The organism is Rhodococcus sp. RS1C4, assembly GCF_002258225.1.
GTDB lineage: Bacteria > Actinomycetota > Actinomycetes > Mycobacteriales > Mycobacteriaceae > Rhodococcoides > Rhodococcoides fascians_E.
On the sequence record NZ_NOXZ01000050.1, the window covers coordinates 183,924 to 200,098 of the forward strand.

The following is a 16,175-nucleotide window of genomic DNA, read 5'->3' on the forward strand; positions in this document are numbered from 1 at the left end:
AGAGTTGTGCCGAAGGTGTGCTCGGCGCCGCACTGCCGGGCGCGGTGTGCGTTGGTGGACAGAGGTGGTGTGGCATTGTTTGACACATGGCGTTGGTGCTCGCAGGCGTGCGGCTTCCCGATCCTGCCGGCGGCCTCGTCGCTGCGAGGATCGGACTCGACGTGGTGCGGTACGGGGTGCGGTGGACCCGGGACACTGCCGTCTTCGCACTGGGGCTTCCCGGCCGGATCGAGGCGCTTCTCGACGAGGTGACGGCACTGATGGCCCGAATCGACGCCGTCGTCGACGCTGCCGAGCTTGTCGTCGCCGAGGCCGCGACGACCACCCGTTCGGCGGAAGGTGTGGTCGACTCTGCGTCCAAGGCGTCGGTGACGGCACTGCAGCTGGTCGAACTGTTCGACCCGATAGCGCAGCGCTCCGCGCCGTTCGCGAAGAAGTTCGTCGACCACCTCGACGAGAACGAAGTCGATGCGGCCATCGCCATGGTCGACCAACTCCCCGGGCTCGTCGAGCACATGGAAGCCGTCATACCCATCCTGGCCACCCTCGATTCCGTCGCACCGGAGATCCACGAATTGCTCGGCGTGACAAAGGATGTCCGTCGCGCAGTGATCGGGATACCCGGGTTCAAGTTCTTCCGCAACCGAGGCCAGGATCGACTCGACGAAGAGGAAGGCCGCGACTGAGCGTCCGCGGCCCTCCTCGACTCGATCACTCCGGGACTACTTGACGAACGCGAACTCGTCACCACCGTGGTACTTCGCGAGGGTCTCGGAGATGGAGCGCCTGGACGGCGGGTGAAACGCGTATGCCTGCAACGCAGCTGCGAGGTACCCGATGTCGGGCGAGGTGATGAATCCGATTCCGCCGAGGGATTCCATCGCCGTCGAACTCGCCCGAACCAGCGCATCCCGAATAGCTATGCGGCAGAACAGCAGTCGCGCGGAGATGTCCTGGCCTCGCTCACCGTCGTCGACGGCACGTGCCACGCTCTCGATCGCCGCGATGCTGTTCTCGATCTCCGCCGCGGCTCGGGTGTAACCCTCGTAGTCACCCTTGTCCTGCGCAAGCATCTTCTCCAACAGCATCGTCGCCGCCCCGAGGTAGTTGGCGCTGATCAACATCCCGAACCACAGGTACCCGGTCATCTCGTGGACACCGTCCGGGTCGTCGTCGCTGTTGAGCAGCACCAGATCCGCCGGTACCTCGACATCGCGGAGAACGACCTCGTCGCTCTGCGAGCCTTCGAGGAACGGTGTCTCCCAGAACTTCGTGACGGACACTCCGTCGAGCGACGCGGGGATCAAGGCAACTGCGCGTTCGCCGTCCTTCGCGCCGACACCTTCGACCTCGACGCTGGCCGTCAACAGATCCATCGAACCGGACAGGCTGCAGGGCTTCTTGCTTCCGTTGATCACGTACACGTCGCCCACCCGCTTCGCCTTCATCGTGGGAATGAAGACGCTGCCCCCCGGGGTGCCTTCCGAGAACCCCGACGCGATCACGGCCTTCTGCTCGATGAGCGATTTCATCAGCGCACGATCTTCTTCGCTGGCTCCCGTGGCGAACTCGTTGAGCGACGCGATCGACAGATGGTGCATGGTCGTCGCCGCTCCGAGCGACGGAGATCTCGATCCGATCGCCCGCTGTGCGCGCACGGCGTCGAGCGCGGAGGCGCCGCTGCCGCCCAGCTCCGTGGGAACGATGAGCGAGGTGCCGCCGAACTCCTTGAATTTGGCGATTGCTTCGCCGTCCCTGCTTTCGAGGTCTTTCAGTGGCGTGCGGTCCAGATAATCCAGTAAACCCGGAATGTATTGTTCCAGAATTTCACGTTCTCGAACCATCAATGCAGTCATGACTCTCCCTAACAATTTGAAATTCGCATGGCAGACAAAGGTGAATCGAATTCGCAACCTCGTGCTCACTACCCACCGTTCTACCAGGCAAAACATCCAAGAGTAGGTAAACTTCCCCCCTTTTCGAAACTGGGCGATGAGTTTGTTATGGCCTCCCACCTGGAGTAATAAAAATTTGTTTGATTCGAACCAATCCTGCCCATCCCATGGAGCCGAATCACTTCTCGAATTCGCGACCATCGTTCGACGACCGACTCCAAACCCACCCTGTGTCAGGAGAACCTGCAGCGATGACCGTCAACCGATTGATCAAACGACTCGACGGCGACGACCGAGTCGACCTCCTCCGCGCCGTGCGCGAATCCGACGTGAGCCCGTACTTCCGCGTCATGGAGTCCGCCACCGCGCCCATCGTCCAGGTGGAAGGCAAGGACAAGATCATGCTGGGCTCCAACAACTACCTGGGGCTCGCCGACCATCCGGACATCACGCAGGGCGCGCAGGACGCACTCGACACCTTCGGCTCGGCCATCACCGGCAGCCGACTGCTCAACGGCACCATGGACATACACCTCGAGCTCGAGAACGAGATCAAGGAATGGCACGGCACCGAGGACGCGATGGTGTTCACCACCGGTTACCAGACGAACCTCGGGACCATCGCCGCCGTCGTGGGCAAGGGCGACGTGATCGTGGTCGACTCCGCCGCACATGCGTCCATCCGCGACGGAAGCCAATTGTCCGGAGCAACCATCCGCAAGTTCGCTCACAACGACATGGCCGACCTCGAACTCCAACTGCAGGGACCCGTCGTCGGCGACGGCGCCGTCCTGGTCATCGTCGACGGCCTGTACTCGATGGAAGGTGACGTGGCGCCTCTGGACCAGGTGACCGCTCTGTGCACGAAGTACGGTGCCGCGTTGATGGTCGACGAGGCCCACAGCCTCGGTATCTACGGCGAAAGTCTCACCGGCGCTGCGGAATTGTTCGGCACCGCAGGCGACACCGATATCAGAATGGCATCTCTGTCCAAGAGCCCCAGCTCCACCGGGGGCTTCATCGCAGGATCCCACGATCTCCTCGACAGTCTTCGTATACACGCGAGAGCATTCCTGTTCACGACATCGGGTGTGCCCGCCGCAGTCGGCGCGTCCCTCGCGTCGATCAAGCTGATCAGGAGCGAGGAAGGACGTCAGCGAGCGCGTCGAGTGTTGGAACACGCCGAAGCCTTGCGCAGTGGACTCGCTGCCGAAGGACTCGACGTCGGCGCCAGGTCCCCGATACCGGGAGGAGACACCGCGTCACCGATCGTCTCGCTGCACATCGGGGACGACCTGTCCGCCATGAATCTCTGGCGCCAACTGTTCGACAAGGGAGTATTCACCTCGGCGGCCCTGCATCCTGCCGTTCCCCGCAACGGTGCGCTGCTCCGACTCTGCGTGATGGCCTCCCACACCGACGAACAGATCCGAACCGCCATCGCCACCATCGCGGAGACGGTCGCGGAGTTGCCCTCGTGACCCTTCGCATTGCCGTCACGGGCGCAACGAGCGATTTCGCCGCGGCGATCCTGCCTGCCCTGCTCGCCGACGACGACGTCGACTCCGTCGTCGGGATCGCTCGGCGTCCGCTCCGCATGCAGCATCCCAAACTCGAATCGGTACGTGCCGACATAAGGTCACCCGGACTCGAAGAGATTCTTCGAGGCAGCGACGTCGTCATCCATCTGGCCTTCGTCGTCGAAGAATTACGCGACAAGACCGAGACACACGACATCAACCAACGCGGCTCACGGAACGTTCTCGATTCCGCGTACGCCGCAGGGGTGGGCAGGCTCGTGATCGCCTCGAGTATCAATGCGTACGGTGCGGACATTCACGACGAGCCCCTCGACGAAAGTCACTACCCCGCCGGCGATCCCGACAGGTACTACTTTCACGACAAGGCGGAGGTGGAGCACTACGCGGAGTGGTGGCTCCGCCGCCACCCCGGCGAGATGGCGGTATCCATGTTGCGACCGACATACATCATCGGTCCGGACTTCGCCAACGACGGCATCGATCAATTCACCGGCCGGGTCGGTGCGTTCCCACAGGCGGACCGGGCCAGCTACCAGTTCCTGCACCAGAACGACCTCGCCGACGCCTTCCACCGCGCCGCCAAGCAGGACCTGATCGGCCCCTACAACGTCGGTCCCCGCGACTGGACGCCGGTCCGCGAACTCGCACGTATGCAGGGCCAGATCCTGTTCGACGTACCCGAGAAACCCGCCGTGGCGGCCGCGAATCTTGCGTTCCGACTCGGACTCACCCCGTTCTCCGGCCAGTGGGTCACTGCGGGCGAGCCCGTCGTCGACTCCACTGCGTTGAGCGAGAAGACCGGCTGGACACCCACTCTCACCTCGCACGAGTGCGCCGCCGTCATGGTTCTGCTGCAGGGCAAGCCGATTCTCGGCGCCGAGCATGCGCTGACAAGCCACGACGCCTGCGAGGCCGCACTGGAACCGGCGTCGAGGTTCGTCGGAACCGTGGGCGGTGAGCACGTGTCGATCACGACACCCTCGGGTCGGCTTCACGTCGAACTGCACCGAAGCTCGGCCCAGGGTCCGACGGTTGTCGTGCCCGTGCGCCCTGGACTGCATGCCCGCTACCTCACACCCGTAGGCCAGGAACTGGCGCACGCCGGCGTCACGACCATCCTGCTCGACCTACCGGGTCACGGGCTCAGCACGGGGCCGCGAGGACGCGTCACTGCTGCGGAATTCGACGACGCCGTCGCCGATGCAGCCGACTACGCGCGACTGACCTTCGGATCGGCCGTCACCGTCGTCGACATCGGCGATCACGCGCCCCCGCCGAAGCAGACATTGCGCGGACTCCGGCGGCACCACCCCGTCAATCCGGCCGATGGACTACTTCCCCGTCGTGTCCGCGCGCACACACTCCGGGGGCGTACCAAGACCAGGACGACCACCGCGACATCCGTCGCCGAGGTCATCGATCTCGTCGGTGGAGCAGCCGAACCCACCAGCTCACGCGCCCACTCGTCGGCGCGGTAGATCCGGCGGCTCCGCTCGCCTTCCGCGACGACAGTGCCTCGCGTGCATCGGCGTCCGCGGCTGCGCGGTTCTGCTTCCACTGCGCCACCCAGTCCTCGACGTCGACCGGGCCGATCGGCACCAGAGGCGGCGACGGCATCCGGATCCACGCCACGACACGCGCATTGAGGTCCTGCAACGCTTCTCGAACCGACGACTCCTGACGCAGCTCGATCAACGTGACCGGAAGTTTCTCGATCTCCTTGCGTAACTGCAGAGACTCGGGCAGCAACGCGTCCGTCGACAGGTTCTCCCGCTTCAAGAACCCTTTCACCCACCACAGATCGTCGTGAGCCGAACTGGGCAACGGCTTACCCGCCCCCTCGAGATTCTCGAACTCGCCCCGCTCCTGCGCCTCGCGAATCTGCCGGTCCACGAAGGACTCGAACGTCACCCCTGGCTTCTTCCGTTCCACCACTGCTGCACCGCCGTTCCACCGCTGGACATCCTCACTGCCGGAAACGCCCGTATTCCGCTAGGGTACTCACGTCGATCCAGGCCGGCGCCGTCGTCGACCTCAGGGGGATCGTTCACTTCGGACCACGGGGAGTCTCATGAAGTTCGCTCGAGTTGCACGAACAACGGTGACAGCTGTCATCGCCGTCTCGGCGCTGGCTGTCGCCACGGGCACTGCCCACGCAGAGCCTGCACCACTGGTGACGGGCACCGACCAGGGCATCGCCTACAGCACCACCACCACCGAGGACGGCAAAGCCGTGACGACGATCCTCGACACCGGATCCTTCCGACTCGACGCGACCTCGGAGACCGTCGAGGTCCTCGACGCCGCCGGCACGTCCGTCGCGACGATCCCCCTCGCCTACCGCGTCGGCGACCAGGAGTTCTCCATCGCGCCTCTCATCGGCGTCGACGACCGTGAACTGACCCTCACGCCCGAGACCGATCCAGCGTTCGCCACCCCGGTGGCGCGCTCGGTCCTGCCTGTCACCGACGTGAACTCGCAGGGGCGCTTCCTCGACGAGCTGAACAAGGCATCGTTCGGCGCCGGAGTCAGTGCCGCCATCGGTGCCGGAATCGGTCTGGTCATCGGTTGCGTCGTCGGGGTGTTCGTCGGGTGCATCCCCGGTGTCCTCATCGGTGCCGCCGCAGGTGGAGTGATCGGCCTGATCAACACCGGAGGTTACCCTCTGCAGTCGGCCGCGTTCGACTACTTCACCGGCAGGCCCTGAGCCGCGACCGATACACCGATTCGACAACCGAAGGGCCCCACAGGACTTGAAGTCCGTGGGGCCCTTCGTCGTGTGTCAGCTGATCGACTCGGGGTGCGCCACTCCGTTCGAGGTGGCCGCGTCCTCGTCCTGGTTGTCACTGCTTGCCAGGTTGTCGCTACCTGCCAGTTTGTTCTTGCCGTCGAGGTTGTTGAGCAGACCGGTGACGTTGACGCCCGAGCTTTCCAACGTCTCGATGACGCCCGCGATGACCTGCGGGCTGATGCCGAGCAGTGAACCGATGGATCCCTTCGCGCCGTCGGCGCCGCCGATGATCGAGATGCGGTCGATGTCGCCCACCGGCTTCGCCGCTGCCGCCGTCGCCTCGACGAGAGCAGCCAGCACGTCGGGGAGCGTGAGCAACCGAGCAGCCTGCGGCGTGTAGGAATTGAGCGCCTCGGCGATCTGACGCTTGCCAGCCGCTTCCGCTTCCAGCTTGGCCCGCAGACCGTCGGCCTCTGCTTGCTGCTCGGCGCGCAGCGCATCCGCTGCGACCTTGCGACCTTCCGCCTCTGCTTCCAGTTTCGCCCGCAGACCGTCGGCGTCGGCTTGCTGCTCCGAACGCACGGCATCTGCGACGAGTTTGCGCGAGTCCGCTTGTGCCGCTCCTGACTGACGCGCCGATTCGGCCTGCGCTTCCGCGCGGAGAATTGCGGCTCGCCGCTCACCTTCGGCCCGCGCGATCGCGGCCTGGCGTTCGGCTTCGGCGGGGGCGATGACGTCCGCCTGCAGTGCTGCTTCCGATTGCTGCGAGCGACGACGTTCCACTTCGGTGCGCGCCTCGACCCGGGCGGCTTCGGCTTGCTCCCGCGCAATGCCGACGGCTTTCGCCGCGGTGGCCTGGGCAAGTGGTCCCGCCTGGTCCGCCTCGGCGTTCTCCGCTTCGGTCTGCGCACGGAGGCGTGCCAACTCGACGTCACGACGCTGATTCGCGGTCGCGATGGCCGTGTCCGCCTCGGCCTGCGCCACCGAACCTTCCTGGCGTGCCTTGGCCGAACGAATCTGAGCGTCGCGCTCGGCATCCGCGGTTCCGACCGCTGCGTCACGCTTGACCTCGGCGATTCGACGTTGTCCGAGAGATTCGAGATAGCCGTTCTTGTCGGAGATCCCGGCGATCTTGATGACGTCGACTTCCATGCCGATGCGCGCGAGGTCGTTCCCTGCCTCGTCGATGACGCTGCGCGCCAACGTGTCGCGGTTGGAGTTCAGGTCCTCGACGGTCATCGTCGCGGTGATCCCTCGTAGGCTACCGGCGAGGATGTCGTTGATCTGACGCTGCAGTTCCGTCAGGTCGGACGTCAGGAAGCGTTGCACCGCAGTCTGAACCGCTTCGTCGGCCGAGCCGATACGCACCAGGCCCACTGCTTCGACGTTGACCGGGACACCGTCGTTGGACAGTGCGTTCTGCAGGTTGATGCTGATGTTGAACGGTTCGAGGGACATGATGTCCACTCGTTCGATGCCCGGCACCTTGAATCGGGCACCACCGCGCACCACCTTGGGCTTGCCTCGACCGGTGAACACCGCGACCTCGTTGGGCGGAACCTTGATGTAGTTCTTGACGTACACCGTCGGCAGCACGACGAAGACGATCAGCGCGACGATCGCCGCGATCACGATTGTTGTCAGCATGTATCAGTACCCCTCACGAACTCTGCTTGTAGTCGAAAGCCCCCACCGTGCAGGTCTTTCCGATCATCGACCGCCCACGACGTCGTCGACGGCAACGACGTGGAGGTAGGTGTCGTCCACATCGGCGATGTAGACGGTGACGCCTCGCGGGAGTGCGACCTTGCCCGAACTGACAGCCCGTGCGCCGACGCGATTGCCTTCACCGTCCGCGAACGACACCTCGCCCCATCCGTCCGCCGTGACGTCCAGCGTGACGGTGCCGAGCAGCCCGATGTACGATGCTCGCCCGATGTGCGAATTGTCCTGCTGCCGAAGCATGTACGGAATCAATAGCCCTCGCGTCACGATCACGAGACCCGCCGCCACCGCGATGCCGACGAGCGCTGCAATCGGGTCGGGCAGTTCGGTGAGCGCCGAGATCCATCCGGCCGCGCCGAAACCGAACAGCGCCGTCGCGATCGTCGTCAGCGACAGGAACGGCACACCGTCGCCGTGACTGTCACCGAGATCCGAGACCTCGCCGACGGTGAACGTTCCCGCCAGCCCGACGACGCCCACGACGAAACACACGATGAACACGGTCAACAATTGAAGAACTCCACTCCCCGAGTCGGTCCAACGAATAGTAAAGGGAATCCGGCCGTAACGGGGGAATCGGTCTCGTATCGTGATCTGACGGCGGCGGGTGGCCCCACATGGATACAACACCGCCGTGTGTTCACAATCGTCATGACGGTTGTGAACACACGGCGGTGTTGTGAGAAGAACGGGCAGCGGCCGACGTGGCCTCGGTGAGTGGTCAGCCGTACTCGGCGACGAGACGATCGAACTCGTCGCGGTCCACCAGCTGGGGCTCACCGATGGCGAAGGCCTGCGCGTACTTGCTGGCCAAGTGGTAATCCCGGCCGAGTGGGCCCCGCTCACCGTCCTCGTCGTCGCGCTGAATGCTGGAACCCGGCGGTACTTCGTTCTGCAAGCCGTTCGTCTTCTCACCGAGACGAGCGTCGAGCTTTGCGGAAATCTTCTGCATGATCTCTTGGTCGTCGGTCATCGGTACCCCGTACCCATGAGAGGACGGTCCTACACCTGTGATTGTTTGTCGGTACCACGGGGCATCATGGTGGGATGGCCGGCAAGAGAACCAACGCGCACCAGGTCGACCCGGCGCTGGCCAAGTTCTCTCCCGCCACACAGGAGTGGTTCACCGGCGCGTTCGACGCCCCCACGGCCGCGCAGGCGGGTGCCTGGGAGGCTATTTCCAGTGGTCGGCACACTCTTGTCGTCGCTCCGACCGGCTCGGGTAAGACCCTGTCCGCGTTCCTGTGGTCCATCGATCAGCTCACGGTCCGTGACGTGCCTGCGGAGCGCAAGACGACGGTTCTGTACATCTCGCCGCTCAAGGCATTGGCCGTCGACGTGGAGAGAAACCTCCGCGCGCCGCTCGTCGGGGTGACACAGACGGCCAAACGGCTGGGCCTCGAGCCACCGGACATCTCGGTCGGAGTCCGCTCCGGTGACACCAGTCAGGCAGATCGTCGGGCCATGCTGAAGACTCCGCCGGACATATTGATCACGACCCCCGAGTCTCTGTTCCTGATGCTCACCTCCGCGGCCAGAGAATCTCTCGACTCGGTCGAGACGGTCATCGTCGACGAGGTCCATGCAGTCGCCGGCAGCAAGCGTGGCTCGCACCTCGCGTTGTCCCTGGAGCGTCTGGATCTGCTGCTCGGCACACCCGCGCAGCGGATCGGGCTGTCGGCGACGGTGCGGCCCCACGAGGAGGTCGGACGGTTCCTCACCGGCGCCGCCCCCATCGAGATCGTTGCTCCCCCGTCACCGAAGACGTTCGATCTCACGGTTCAGGTCCCGGTCGAGGACATGACGGAACTAGGTGTCGTGGAGACAGCGGAAGGTGATGCCTCGGCTGCGCCGCAGCACGGATCGATCTGGCCGCACGTCGAGGAGAAGGTCGTGGACTTGGTTCTCGACCACAAGTCGTGCATCGTGTTCGCCAATTCCCGACGCCTGGCCGAGCGTCTCACCGCTCGCCTCAACGAGATCTATGCCGACCGTCTCGGCGACGGGGTCGACAGCGCCCACGGCCCCGCGTCTCTCGTCGGTAGCTCCAGCGACGTGGGCCACGGTGCCGAACCGCTGCTGGCACGTGCGCATCACGGCAGCGTGAGCAAAGATCAGCGCGCCCTCATCGAGGACGATCTGAAGACCGGACGCCTGCGGTGCGTCGTGGCGACCAGCAGCCTCGAGCTCGGAATCGACATGGGCGCGGTGGATCTGGTCATCCAGGTCGAAGCACCGCCCTCGGTCGCGAGCGGTCTGCAGCGCGTGGGGCGTGCGGGTCACCAGGTGGGTGAAATCTCCAAGGGAGTGCTGTTCCCCAAGCACCGAACCGACTTGATTCATTGTGCGGTGATCGTCGAGCGGATGACGACGGGCAAGATCGAGGCACTGTTCGTTCCCGCGAATCCGCTGGACATTCTGGCGCAGCAGACGGTGGCGGCGTGCGCGCTCGAGCCCATCGATGCACACGACTGGTACGACGCGGTGCGTCGGACCGGGAGCTTCGCCACTCTGCCCCGGTCTGCGTACGAGTCGACCCTCGACCTGTTGTCCGGTCGGTACCCGTCGGACGAGTTCGCCGAGCTTCGCCCTCGCCTCGTGTGGGACCGTGACGCGAACACGCTGACGGGCAGGCCCGGCGCGCAACGCCTCGCCGTCACCTCCGGTGGCTCCATCCCGGACCGCGGCTTGTTCACGGTGTACATGGTGGGCGAGAAGGCGTCGCGTGTCGGCGAACTCGACGAGGAGATGGTGTACGAATCCCGTGTCGGGGACGTCTTCGCGCTCGGTGCGACCAGTTGGCGGATAGAAGAGATCACTCACGACCGGGTCCTCGTCAGCCCTGCATACGGTCAACCCGGACGACTGCCGTTCTGGCACGGCGACGGACTCGGGCGTCCCGCCGAGCTGGGCCGCGCCCTGGGCGAGTTCCTGCGTAGTACGTCCGAGCGAGAAAATCTCGAACAGCGTCTCGCCGGTGACGGCCTCGACCCCAACGCCGTGACCAATCTCGTTGCATTGCTGGACGATCAGAAGGAAGCGACCGGGCAGTTGCCCACCGACCGAACAATGATCGTGGAGCGGTTCCGGGACGAGCTCGGAGACTGGCGTCTGGTGCTGCACTCGACCTACGGGCAGCAAGTGCACGCACCGTGGGCACTGGCGATCGGAGCACGGCTGATCGAGAGATACGGAATCGACGCGGCACCCACTGCGTCCGACGACGGCATCATCGTCCGGCTCCCCGACACCGAGGACACGCCGCCCGGCGCGGATCTGTTCGTGTTCGAGAAAGACGAGATCGCCGACGTCGTCACCGAACAGGTCGGTGGATCGGCGCTCTTCGCATCACGCTTTCGCGAATGCGCCGCTCGTGCACTGTTGCTGCCGCGTCGCAATCCCGGCAAGCGCGCACCGCTGTGGCAGCAACGGCAACGTTCGGCGCAACTGCTCGATGTGGCGCGGAAGTACCCGACGTTCCCCATTCTGCTCGAGACGGTCCGTGAGTGCCTGCAAGATGTCTACGATCTGCCCGCGCTCGAGGACATTCTCGCGCAGATCGGACGGCGTCAGATTCGCATCGTCGAGATCGAGACCCCGACCCCGTCTCCGTTCGCGAATTCGTTGCTGTTCAACTATGTCGGGGCGTTCATGTACGAGGGCGACAGCCCCCTCGCGGAACGCCGTGCCCAAGCCCTGTCCCTCGACTCGACGCTGCTCGCGGAACTGCTCGGACGTGTGGAGCTGCGCGAGCTCCTCGATCAGGCCGTCATCGAGACGACGGAACTGGAGCTGCAACGCCTCGCCGAGGACCGTCGTGCCAAGGACATCGAGGGTGTCGCAGACCTCCTCAGGATGCTCGGGCCGCTGACCACCGACGAGGTGGCTGCCCGAACGAACGGCGAGGAATCGCCGATGTGGTTGGCAGAGTTGGTCTCCGCGAAGCGCGCCATGGAGGTCACGTTCGCCGGCACGTCCTGGTGGGTGGCCATCGAGGACGCCAGCAGGCTGCGCGACGCACTCGGTGTGCCCCTTCCCATCGGGACGCCCGCCGCGTTCATCGAACCGGTCGACGACCCCCTGACCGACCTGGTCAGCCGGTACGCGCGCACCCACGGACCGTTCTCGGTGGACGACCTCGCCGAGAGGTTCGGCCTCGGAATCGCTGTCGCGCGAGCATCTCTGGCGGGGCTCGCCGCCGACAAACGGATCATCGAAGGTGAATTCCGTCCAGACCGAGCAGGATCGGAGTGGTGCGACGCCGAAGTCCTGCGCCGCCTGCGGCGGCGGTCCCTCGCCGCGGCGCGCCAGGAAGTGGAGCCCGTCGCCACCGCCACCCTCGGCCGTTTCCTCCCTGCGTGGCAGCACGTGCAGAGCAGGCAGCTCTCCGGAATCGACGGAGTCGCGGCGGTCGTCGAGCAGCTTGCCGGAGTGCCCATTCCAGCCTCCGCGTGGGAGTCGCTGGTGCTGTCCTCCCGTGTACGGGACTACTCGCCCGCAATGCTCGACGAGTTGACCTCGACCGGTGAGGTTCTGTGGTCCGGCCACGGGTCCATCACGTCCAAGGACGGATGGGTATGCCTGCACATGGCGGACACCGCTCCCCTGACCTTGGCTCCTCCTGCGGAATCGGATCTCTCCGAACTACAGATCTCGATACTCGACGCCGTCGCTGCCGGTGGCGCTTACTTCTTCCGGCAACTCTCCGACACCGTCGGAAGCACGGACGACGACAGTCTGCATGCAGCGCTGTGGGAGTTGGTGTGGGCGGGCCGAATCGGCAACGACACGTTCGCGCCGCTGCGGGCACTGCTGAACTCGACGACGCGAGCAGCCCCCAGCCATCGCTCCCCGCGGAGGACCCCACGGCTGCGGTCGTACCGACGGTTCGAGCGGCCGTCGTTACCGACCCGCACCGGTCCGCCCACTGCGGGCGGCAGGTGGTCACGCGTCCCCGAGATCGAACCCGATGCGACCATTCGCGCGCACGCCACCGCGGACGTACTGCTCGAGCGATACGGCGTCGTCACGCGAGGTGCGGTCATGAACGAAGGTGTGCCCGGGGGATTCGCGACGATGTACAAGGTGCTGACCACCTTCGAGGACTCCGGACGTAGCAGGCGCGGTTACTTCGTGGACACCCTCGGTGGTGCTCAGTTCTCCACATCCGAGGTGGTGGACCGACTGCGCAGTTACGAGGAGCGAGAGAAGACAGGCGCGCTGGTGCTCGCCGCCTGCGATCCTGCCAACCCGTACGGCGCGGCGCTGACGTGGCCCAAACGCGACACGGGCGAAGATGGACCGGGACATCGACCGGGTCGCAAGGCAGGCGCGCTGGTCGTTCTGCACGAGGGCGAGCTCGCGTTGTACGTGGAGCGCGGCGGCAAAACCGTTCTCACCTTCTCCGACGACGATGCGGTGACGGCTGCTGCCGCCGGTGCGCTCGCCGAGGTCGTCAAGCGCGGCGGGGTCGACAAATTGCTCGTCGAACGCGTCGACGGGCAAGAAATTCACGGCACCGGCTTCTCCCGAATGCTGACGGACGCAGGATTCTCCGCCACCCCTCGCGGCCTACGGTTGAGGAACTGACGTGCCCGAAGGCGACACCGTGTACCGCTCGGCCAACAGACTGCGCACCGCACTGGAAGGCAAGGAACTCACCGGCTGCGACATCCGTGTTCCGCGTTACGCCACAGTCGATTTCACCGGCCAGACCGTGCACTCGGTGCAGTCGCGAGGTAAGCACCTGCTGATCGGGGTAGACGATCATTGGATCCACAGTCACCTCAAGATGGAAGGAACCTGGCAGGTCTACGAATCGGGCCAGCGGTGGCGTCGTCCGGCGTTTCAAGCTCGGATCATCCTGACCACGGACACGTCGCAGGCCGTCGGCTTCGAGCTGGGTGTGCTCGACATCGTCGAGGACGCGAACGACGCCGTCGGGTACCTCGGCCCGGATCTCCTGGGGCCGGACTGGGACGCGGCACTGGCCGTACGAAATCTGGAATCGGATCCCGAACGCCCCATCGGTCTCGCTCTCCTCGATCAACGCAACCTTGCCGGGCTCGGCAACGTCTACCGCAACGAGATCTGTTTCCTTCGCGGCGTCGATCCGCGCACACCGGTGAAGGACGCAGGGAGCATAGCCAAATTCGTCGACCTCTCCTTCCGCACCATCATGGCGAACAAAGACCGCAACCAGCGAGTCACCACCGGTGACCGCCGAGCGGGGCGCCACTTCTGGGTGTACGGACGAGAGAACAAGCCCTGCAGACGATGCAGCACCACCGTCGAATTCGGGTTGTTGGGAGACAATCCGCTCGAGGAACGCCAGATCTATTCGTGCCCGTATTGCCAGCCTCGTCCCAGCTGATCCACAGGTTCGACTCTCACCATCGAGTCATGATCTTCCTGGCAATTCTCACCCTGACCGTGATGGCGGTGTCCGGTGCCGTGGCATCCCGTGCGCCCCGGAGCCTCGTTCGGACCCCGGAGCGACGGTGAGCGTCACTTCGTCAGTGGCTGTACCGGCTCCAGGATTTCCTGGCGCGCCTCGGGAGCTACGACGCGCAGGGCGTCGGCCGATTCGTCGTCGGGCTGCATCTGAGACTTGACCTCGGCTTCGACGCGAGCGGTGTAGGTCTCCACCTCACGGTCCACGGTTGCGTCGTCCCAACCGAGGATGGGTGCGACGAGTGCCGCGACCTGACCGGCGCAGTTGACGCCGCGGTGCGAGTACTCGATGGATATGCGCGTTCGCCGAGACAGGATGTCCTCGAGGTGAAGTGCCCCCTCGGCTGCCGCAGCGTACACGGCCTCGACCTGGAGGTAACTGGGCGCGTCGGTGATCGGCTGCAGCAGTTCCGGCTTGTCCTTGGCCAGTTCGAGCACCTCGTCGATCAAAGAGCCGTAGCGGTCCAGCAGATGCGTCACCCGGTACGGGTGGAGTCCGTACATCTCCGCGAGGTGATGGGTCTGGTTGACGAGCGCGAAGTATCCGTCGGCGCCGACCAGCGGCACCTTCTCGGTGATCGACGACGCGACCCGCGCCGGAATGTCGTCGGCGGCGAGGTCGACGGCATCCTCCGCCATGACGCGATACGTCGTGTACTTTCCGCCCGCGATCGCGACGAGTCCGGGCGCGACGCGCGCGACCGCATGCTCACGGGACAGTTTCGAGGTCTCGTCGCTCTCCCCTGCCAGCAGCGGACGAAGTCCGGCGTAGACACCGTCGATGTCCTCGTGCGTCAACGGAGTGACCAACACCGAGTTGACTTCACCGAGGATGTAGTCGATGTCCGCTTTGGTTGCTGCCGGGTGCGCCAGATCCAGCTTCCAGTCCGTGTCCGTCGTCCCGATGATCCAGTGTGCACCCCACGGAATGATGAACAGCACGGACTTCTCCGTGCGCAGAATGATCGCGGCCTCGCTGACGATGCGGTCGCGCGGAACCACGATGTGCACGCCTTTCGACGCGCGCACGCGGAAGCGTCCTCGCTGCGAGGACAACGCCTGGATCTCGTCGGTCCACACACCGGTGGCGTTGATGACGACGTGGCCACGCACCTCCGTCGTCGCACCGTTCTCCGAATCGCGCACGCGCACACCGGACACTCGGTCGGCTTCACGCAGGAAGCCGACGACCTGGGTGGACGTACGCACGACGGCGCCGTAGTGAGCTGCGGTGCGCGCGACGCTCATGGTGTGGCGTGCGTCGTCGACGACGGTGTCGTAGTAGCGAATCCCACCGATCAAGGACTTGCGCTTCATGCCGGGAGCCATCCGCAACGCACCGGAACGAGTCAGATGCTTCTGCGCCGGAACGGATTTGGCGCCGCCCATGGTGTCGTAGAGGAAGATTCCGGCCGCGATGTACGGGCGTTCCCACACGCGATGTGTCAACGGAAAGAGAAATTTCAGCGGCTTCACCAAATGCGGCGCGAGCGTCGACAGCGACAGCTCACGCTCGTGCAGCGCCTCGCGCACCAGGCCGAACTCGAGCTGCTCGAGGTAGCGAAGGCCACCGTGGAACATCTTCGACGATCGACTCGACGTGCCCGACGCGAAGTCGCGTGCCTCGACGAGCGCTACCTTCAGGCCGCGCGTCGCGGCGTCGAGTGCAGCGCCCGCGCCGACGACTCCACCGCCGACCACGACCACGTCGAACTGTTCCGAACCGAGAGCCTGCCACGCGTCTTCACGTGCCTGCGGACCAAGGAAGGTGGTGTTCGATCGGTTGCTCAAGAGCTCGCTCCCCACGTGGATGGTTCGTTTGTCCGTCTG

Annotated in this window: 12 protein-coding genes; 6 read left to right on the forward strand and 6 right to left on the reverse strand. The window is 65.0% G+C overall.

Annotation, left to right across the window (positions count from 1 at the left end; genetic code table 11):
* Nucleotides 1-86: 86 nt before the first annotated feature.
* The gene (locus CH289_RS25940) at nucleotides 87-686 is read left to right on the forward strand and encodes a hypothetical protein (RefSeq protein WP_019666178.1); all 600 of its coding nucleotides are present in this window, start codon (nucleotides 87-89) and stop codon (nucleotides 684-686) included.
* A 36-nt stretch (nucleotides 687-722) separates the two neighbouring features.
* Here CH289_RS25940 and CH289_RS25945 read toward each other — a convergent pair whose 3' ends face one another.
* Entirely contained in the window at nucleotides 723-1,856 is a 1,134-nt protein-coding gene (locus CH289_RS25945; RefSeq protein ID WP_037142780.1) for an acyl-CoA dehydrogenase family protein, read from the reverse strand.
* A 290-nt stretch (nucleotides 1,857-2,146) separates the two neighbouring features.
* On the opposite strand from CH289_RS25945, the gene CH289_RS25950 reads away from it, so the two are divergent.
* Together CH289_RS25950 and CH289_RS25955 are read left to right on the forward strand one after the other, a co-directional pair.
* Nucleotides 2,147-3,376, forward strand: a complete 1,230-nt coding sequence (locus CH289_RS25950; RefSeq protein ID WP_179276877.1) for an aminotransferase class I/II-fold pyridoxal phosphate-dependent enzyme — start codon at nucleotides 2,147-2,149, stop codon at nucleotides 3,374-3,376.
* Nucleotides 3,373-4,914 carry an NAD-dependent epimerase/dehydratase family protein gene (locus CH289_RS25955; RefSeq protein ID WP_020112158.1) on the forward strand — a complete coding sequence of 514 codons (1,542 nt, stop codon included), beginning with the start codon at nucleotides 3,373-3,375 and terminating at the stop codon, nucleotides 4,912-4,914. The genes CH289_RS25950 and CH289_RS25955 overlap by 4 nt, the downstream gene beginning before the upstream one ends.
* Here the strand turns inward: CH289_RS25955 and CH289_RS25960 are convergent.
* Complete coding sequence (locus tag CH289_RS25960) at nucleotides 4,850-5,347, reverse strand: DnaJ family domain-containing protein (RefSeq protein ID WP_020112159.1); 498 nt, start codon at nucleotides 5,345-5,347, stop codon at nucleotides 4,850-4,852. The two genes, CH289_RS25955 and CH289_RS25960, sit on opposite strands and share 65 nt — an antisense overlap.
* A 160-nt stretch (nucleotides 5,348-5,507) precedes the next feature.
* Between CH289_RS25960 and CH289_RS25965 the strand changes: the two genes are divergently transcribed.
* Nucleotides 5,508-6,143, forward strand: a complete 636-nt coding sequence (locus CH289_RS25965) for a hypothetical protein (protein ID WP_094728852.1) — start codon at nucleotides 5,508-5,510, stop codon at nucleotides 6,141-6,143.
* Nucleotides 6,144-6,218: 75 nt separating this feature from the next.
* On the opposite strand, the gene CH289_RS25970 is transcribed toward CH289_RS25965, so the two are convergent.
* From CH289_RS25970 to CH289_RS25980, 3 genes are all read right to left on the reverse strand, one after another.
* Nucleotides 6,219-7,814, reverse strand: a complete 1,596-nt coding sequence (locus CH289_RS25970; RefSeq protein WP_037181553.1) for a flotillin family protein — start codon at nucleotides 7,812-7,814, stop codon at nucleotides 6,219-6,221.
* Between the two features lie 63 nt (nucleotides 7,815-7,877).
* Nucleotides 7,878-8,393 (reverse strand): hypothetical protein, encoded by a 516-nt coding sequence (locus CH289_RS25975; protein WP_371828941.1) that lies wholly within the window; start codon nucleotides 8,391-8,393, stop codon nucleotides 7,878-7,880.
* A gap of 220 nt (nucleotides 8,394-8,613) precedes the next feature.
* Entirely contained in the window at nucleotides 8,614-8,865 is a 252-nt protein-coding gene (locus CH289_RS25980; protein ID WP_019666186.1) for a hypothetical protein, read from the reverse strand.
* A gap of 74 nt (nucleotides 8,866-8,939) precedes the next feature.
* Between CH289_RS25980 and CH289_RS25985 the strand changes: the two genes are divergently transcribed.
* Nucleotides 8,940-13,481, forward strand: coding sequence for an ATP-dependent helicase (locus CH289_RS25985; protein WP_094728854.1), 4,542 nt, complete (start codon nucleotides 8,940-8,942; stop codon nucleotides 13,479-13,481).
* 1 nt (nucleotide 13,482) lies between these two features.
* Entirely contained in the window at nucleotides 13,483-14,265 is a 783-nt protein-coding gene (locus tag CH289_RS25990) for a DNA-formamidopyrimidine glycosylase family protein (protein ID WP_037142798.1), read from the forward strand.
* A gap of 134 nt (nucleotides 14,266-14,399) precedes the next feature.
* On the opposite strand, the gene glpD is transcribed toward CH289_RS25990, so the two are convergent.
* A complete protein-coding gene (glpD, locus tag CH289_RS25995; protein WP_027498881.1) occupies nucleotides 14,400-16,136 on the reverse strand; it encodes a glycerol-3-phosphate dehydrogenase in 1,737 nt (578 codons plus the stop codon).
* Nucleotides 16,137-16,175 lie beyond the last annotated feature (39 nt).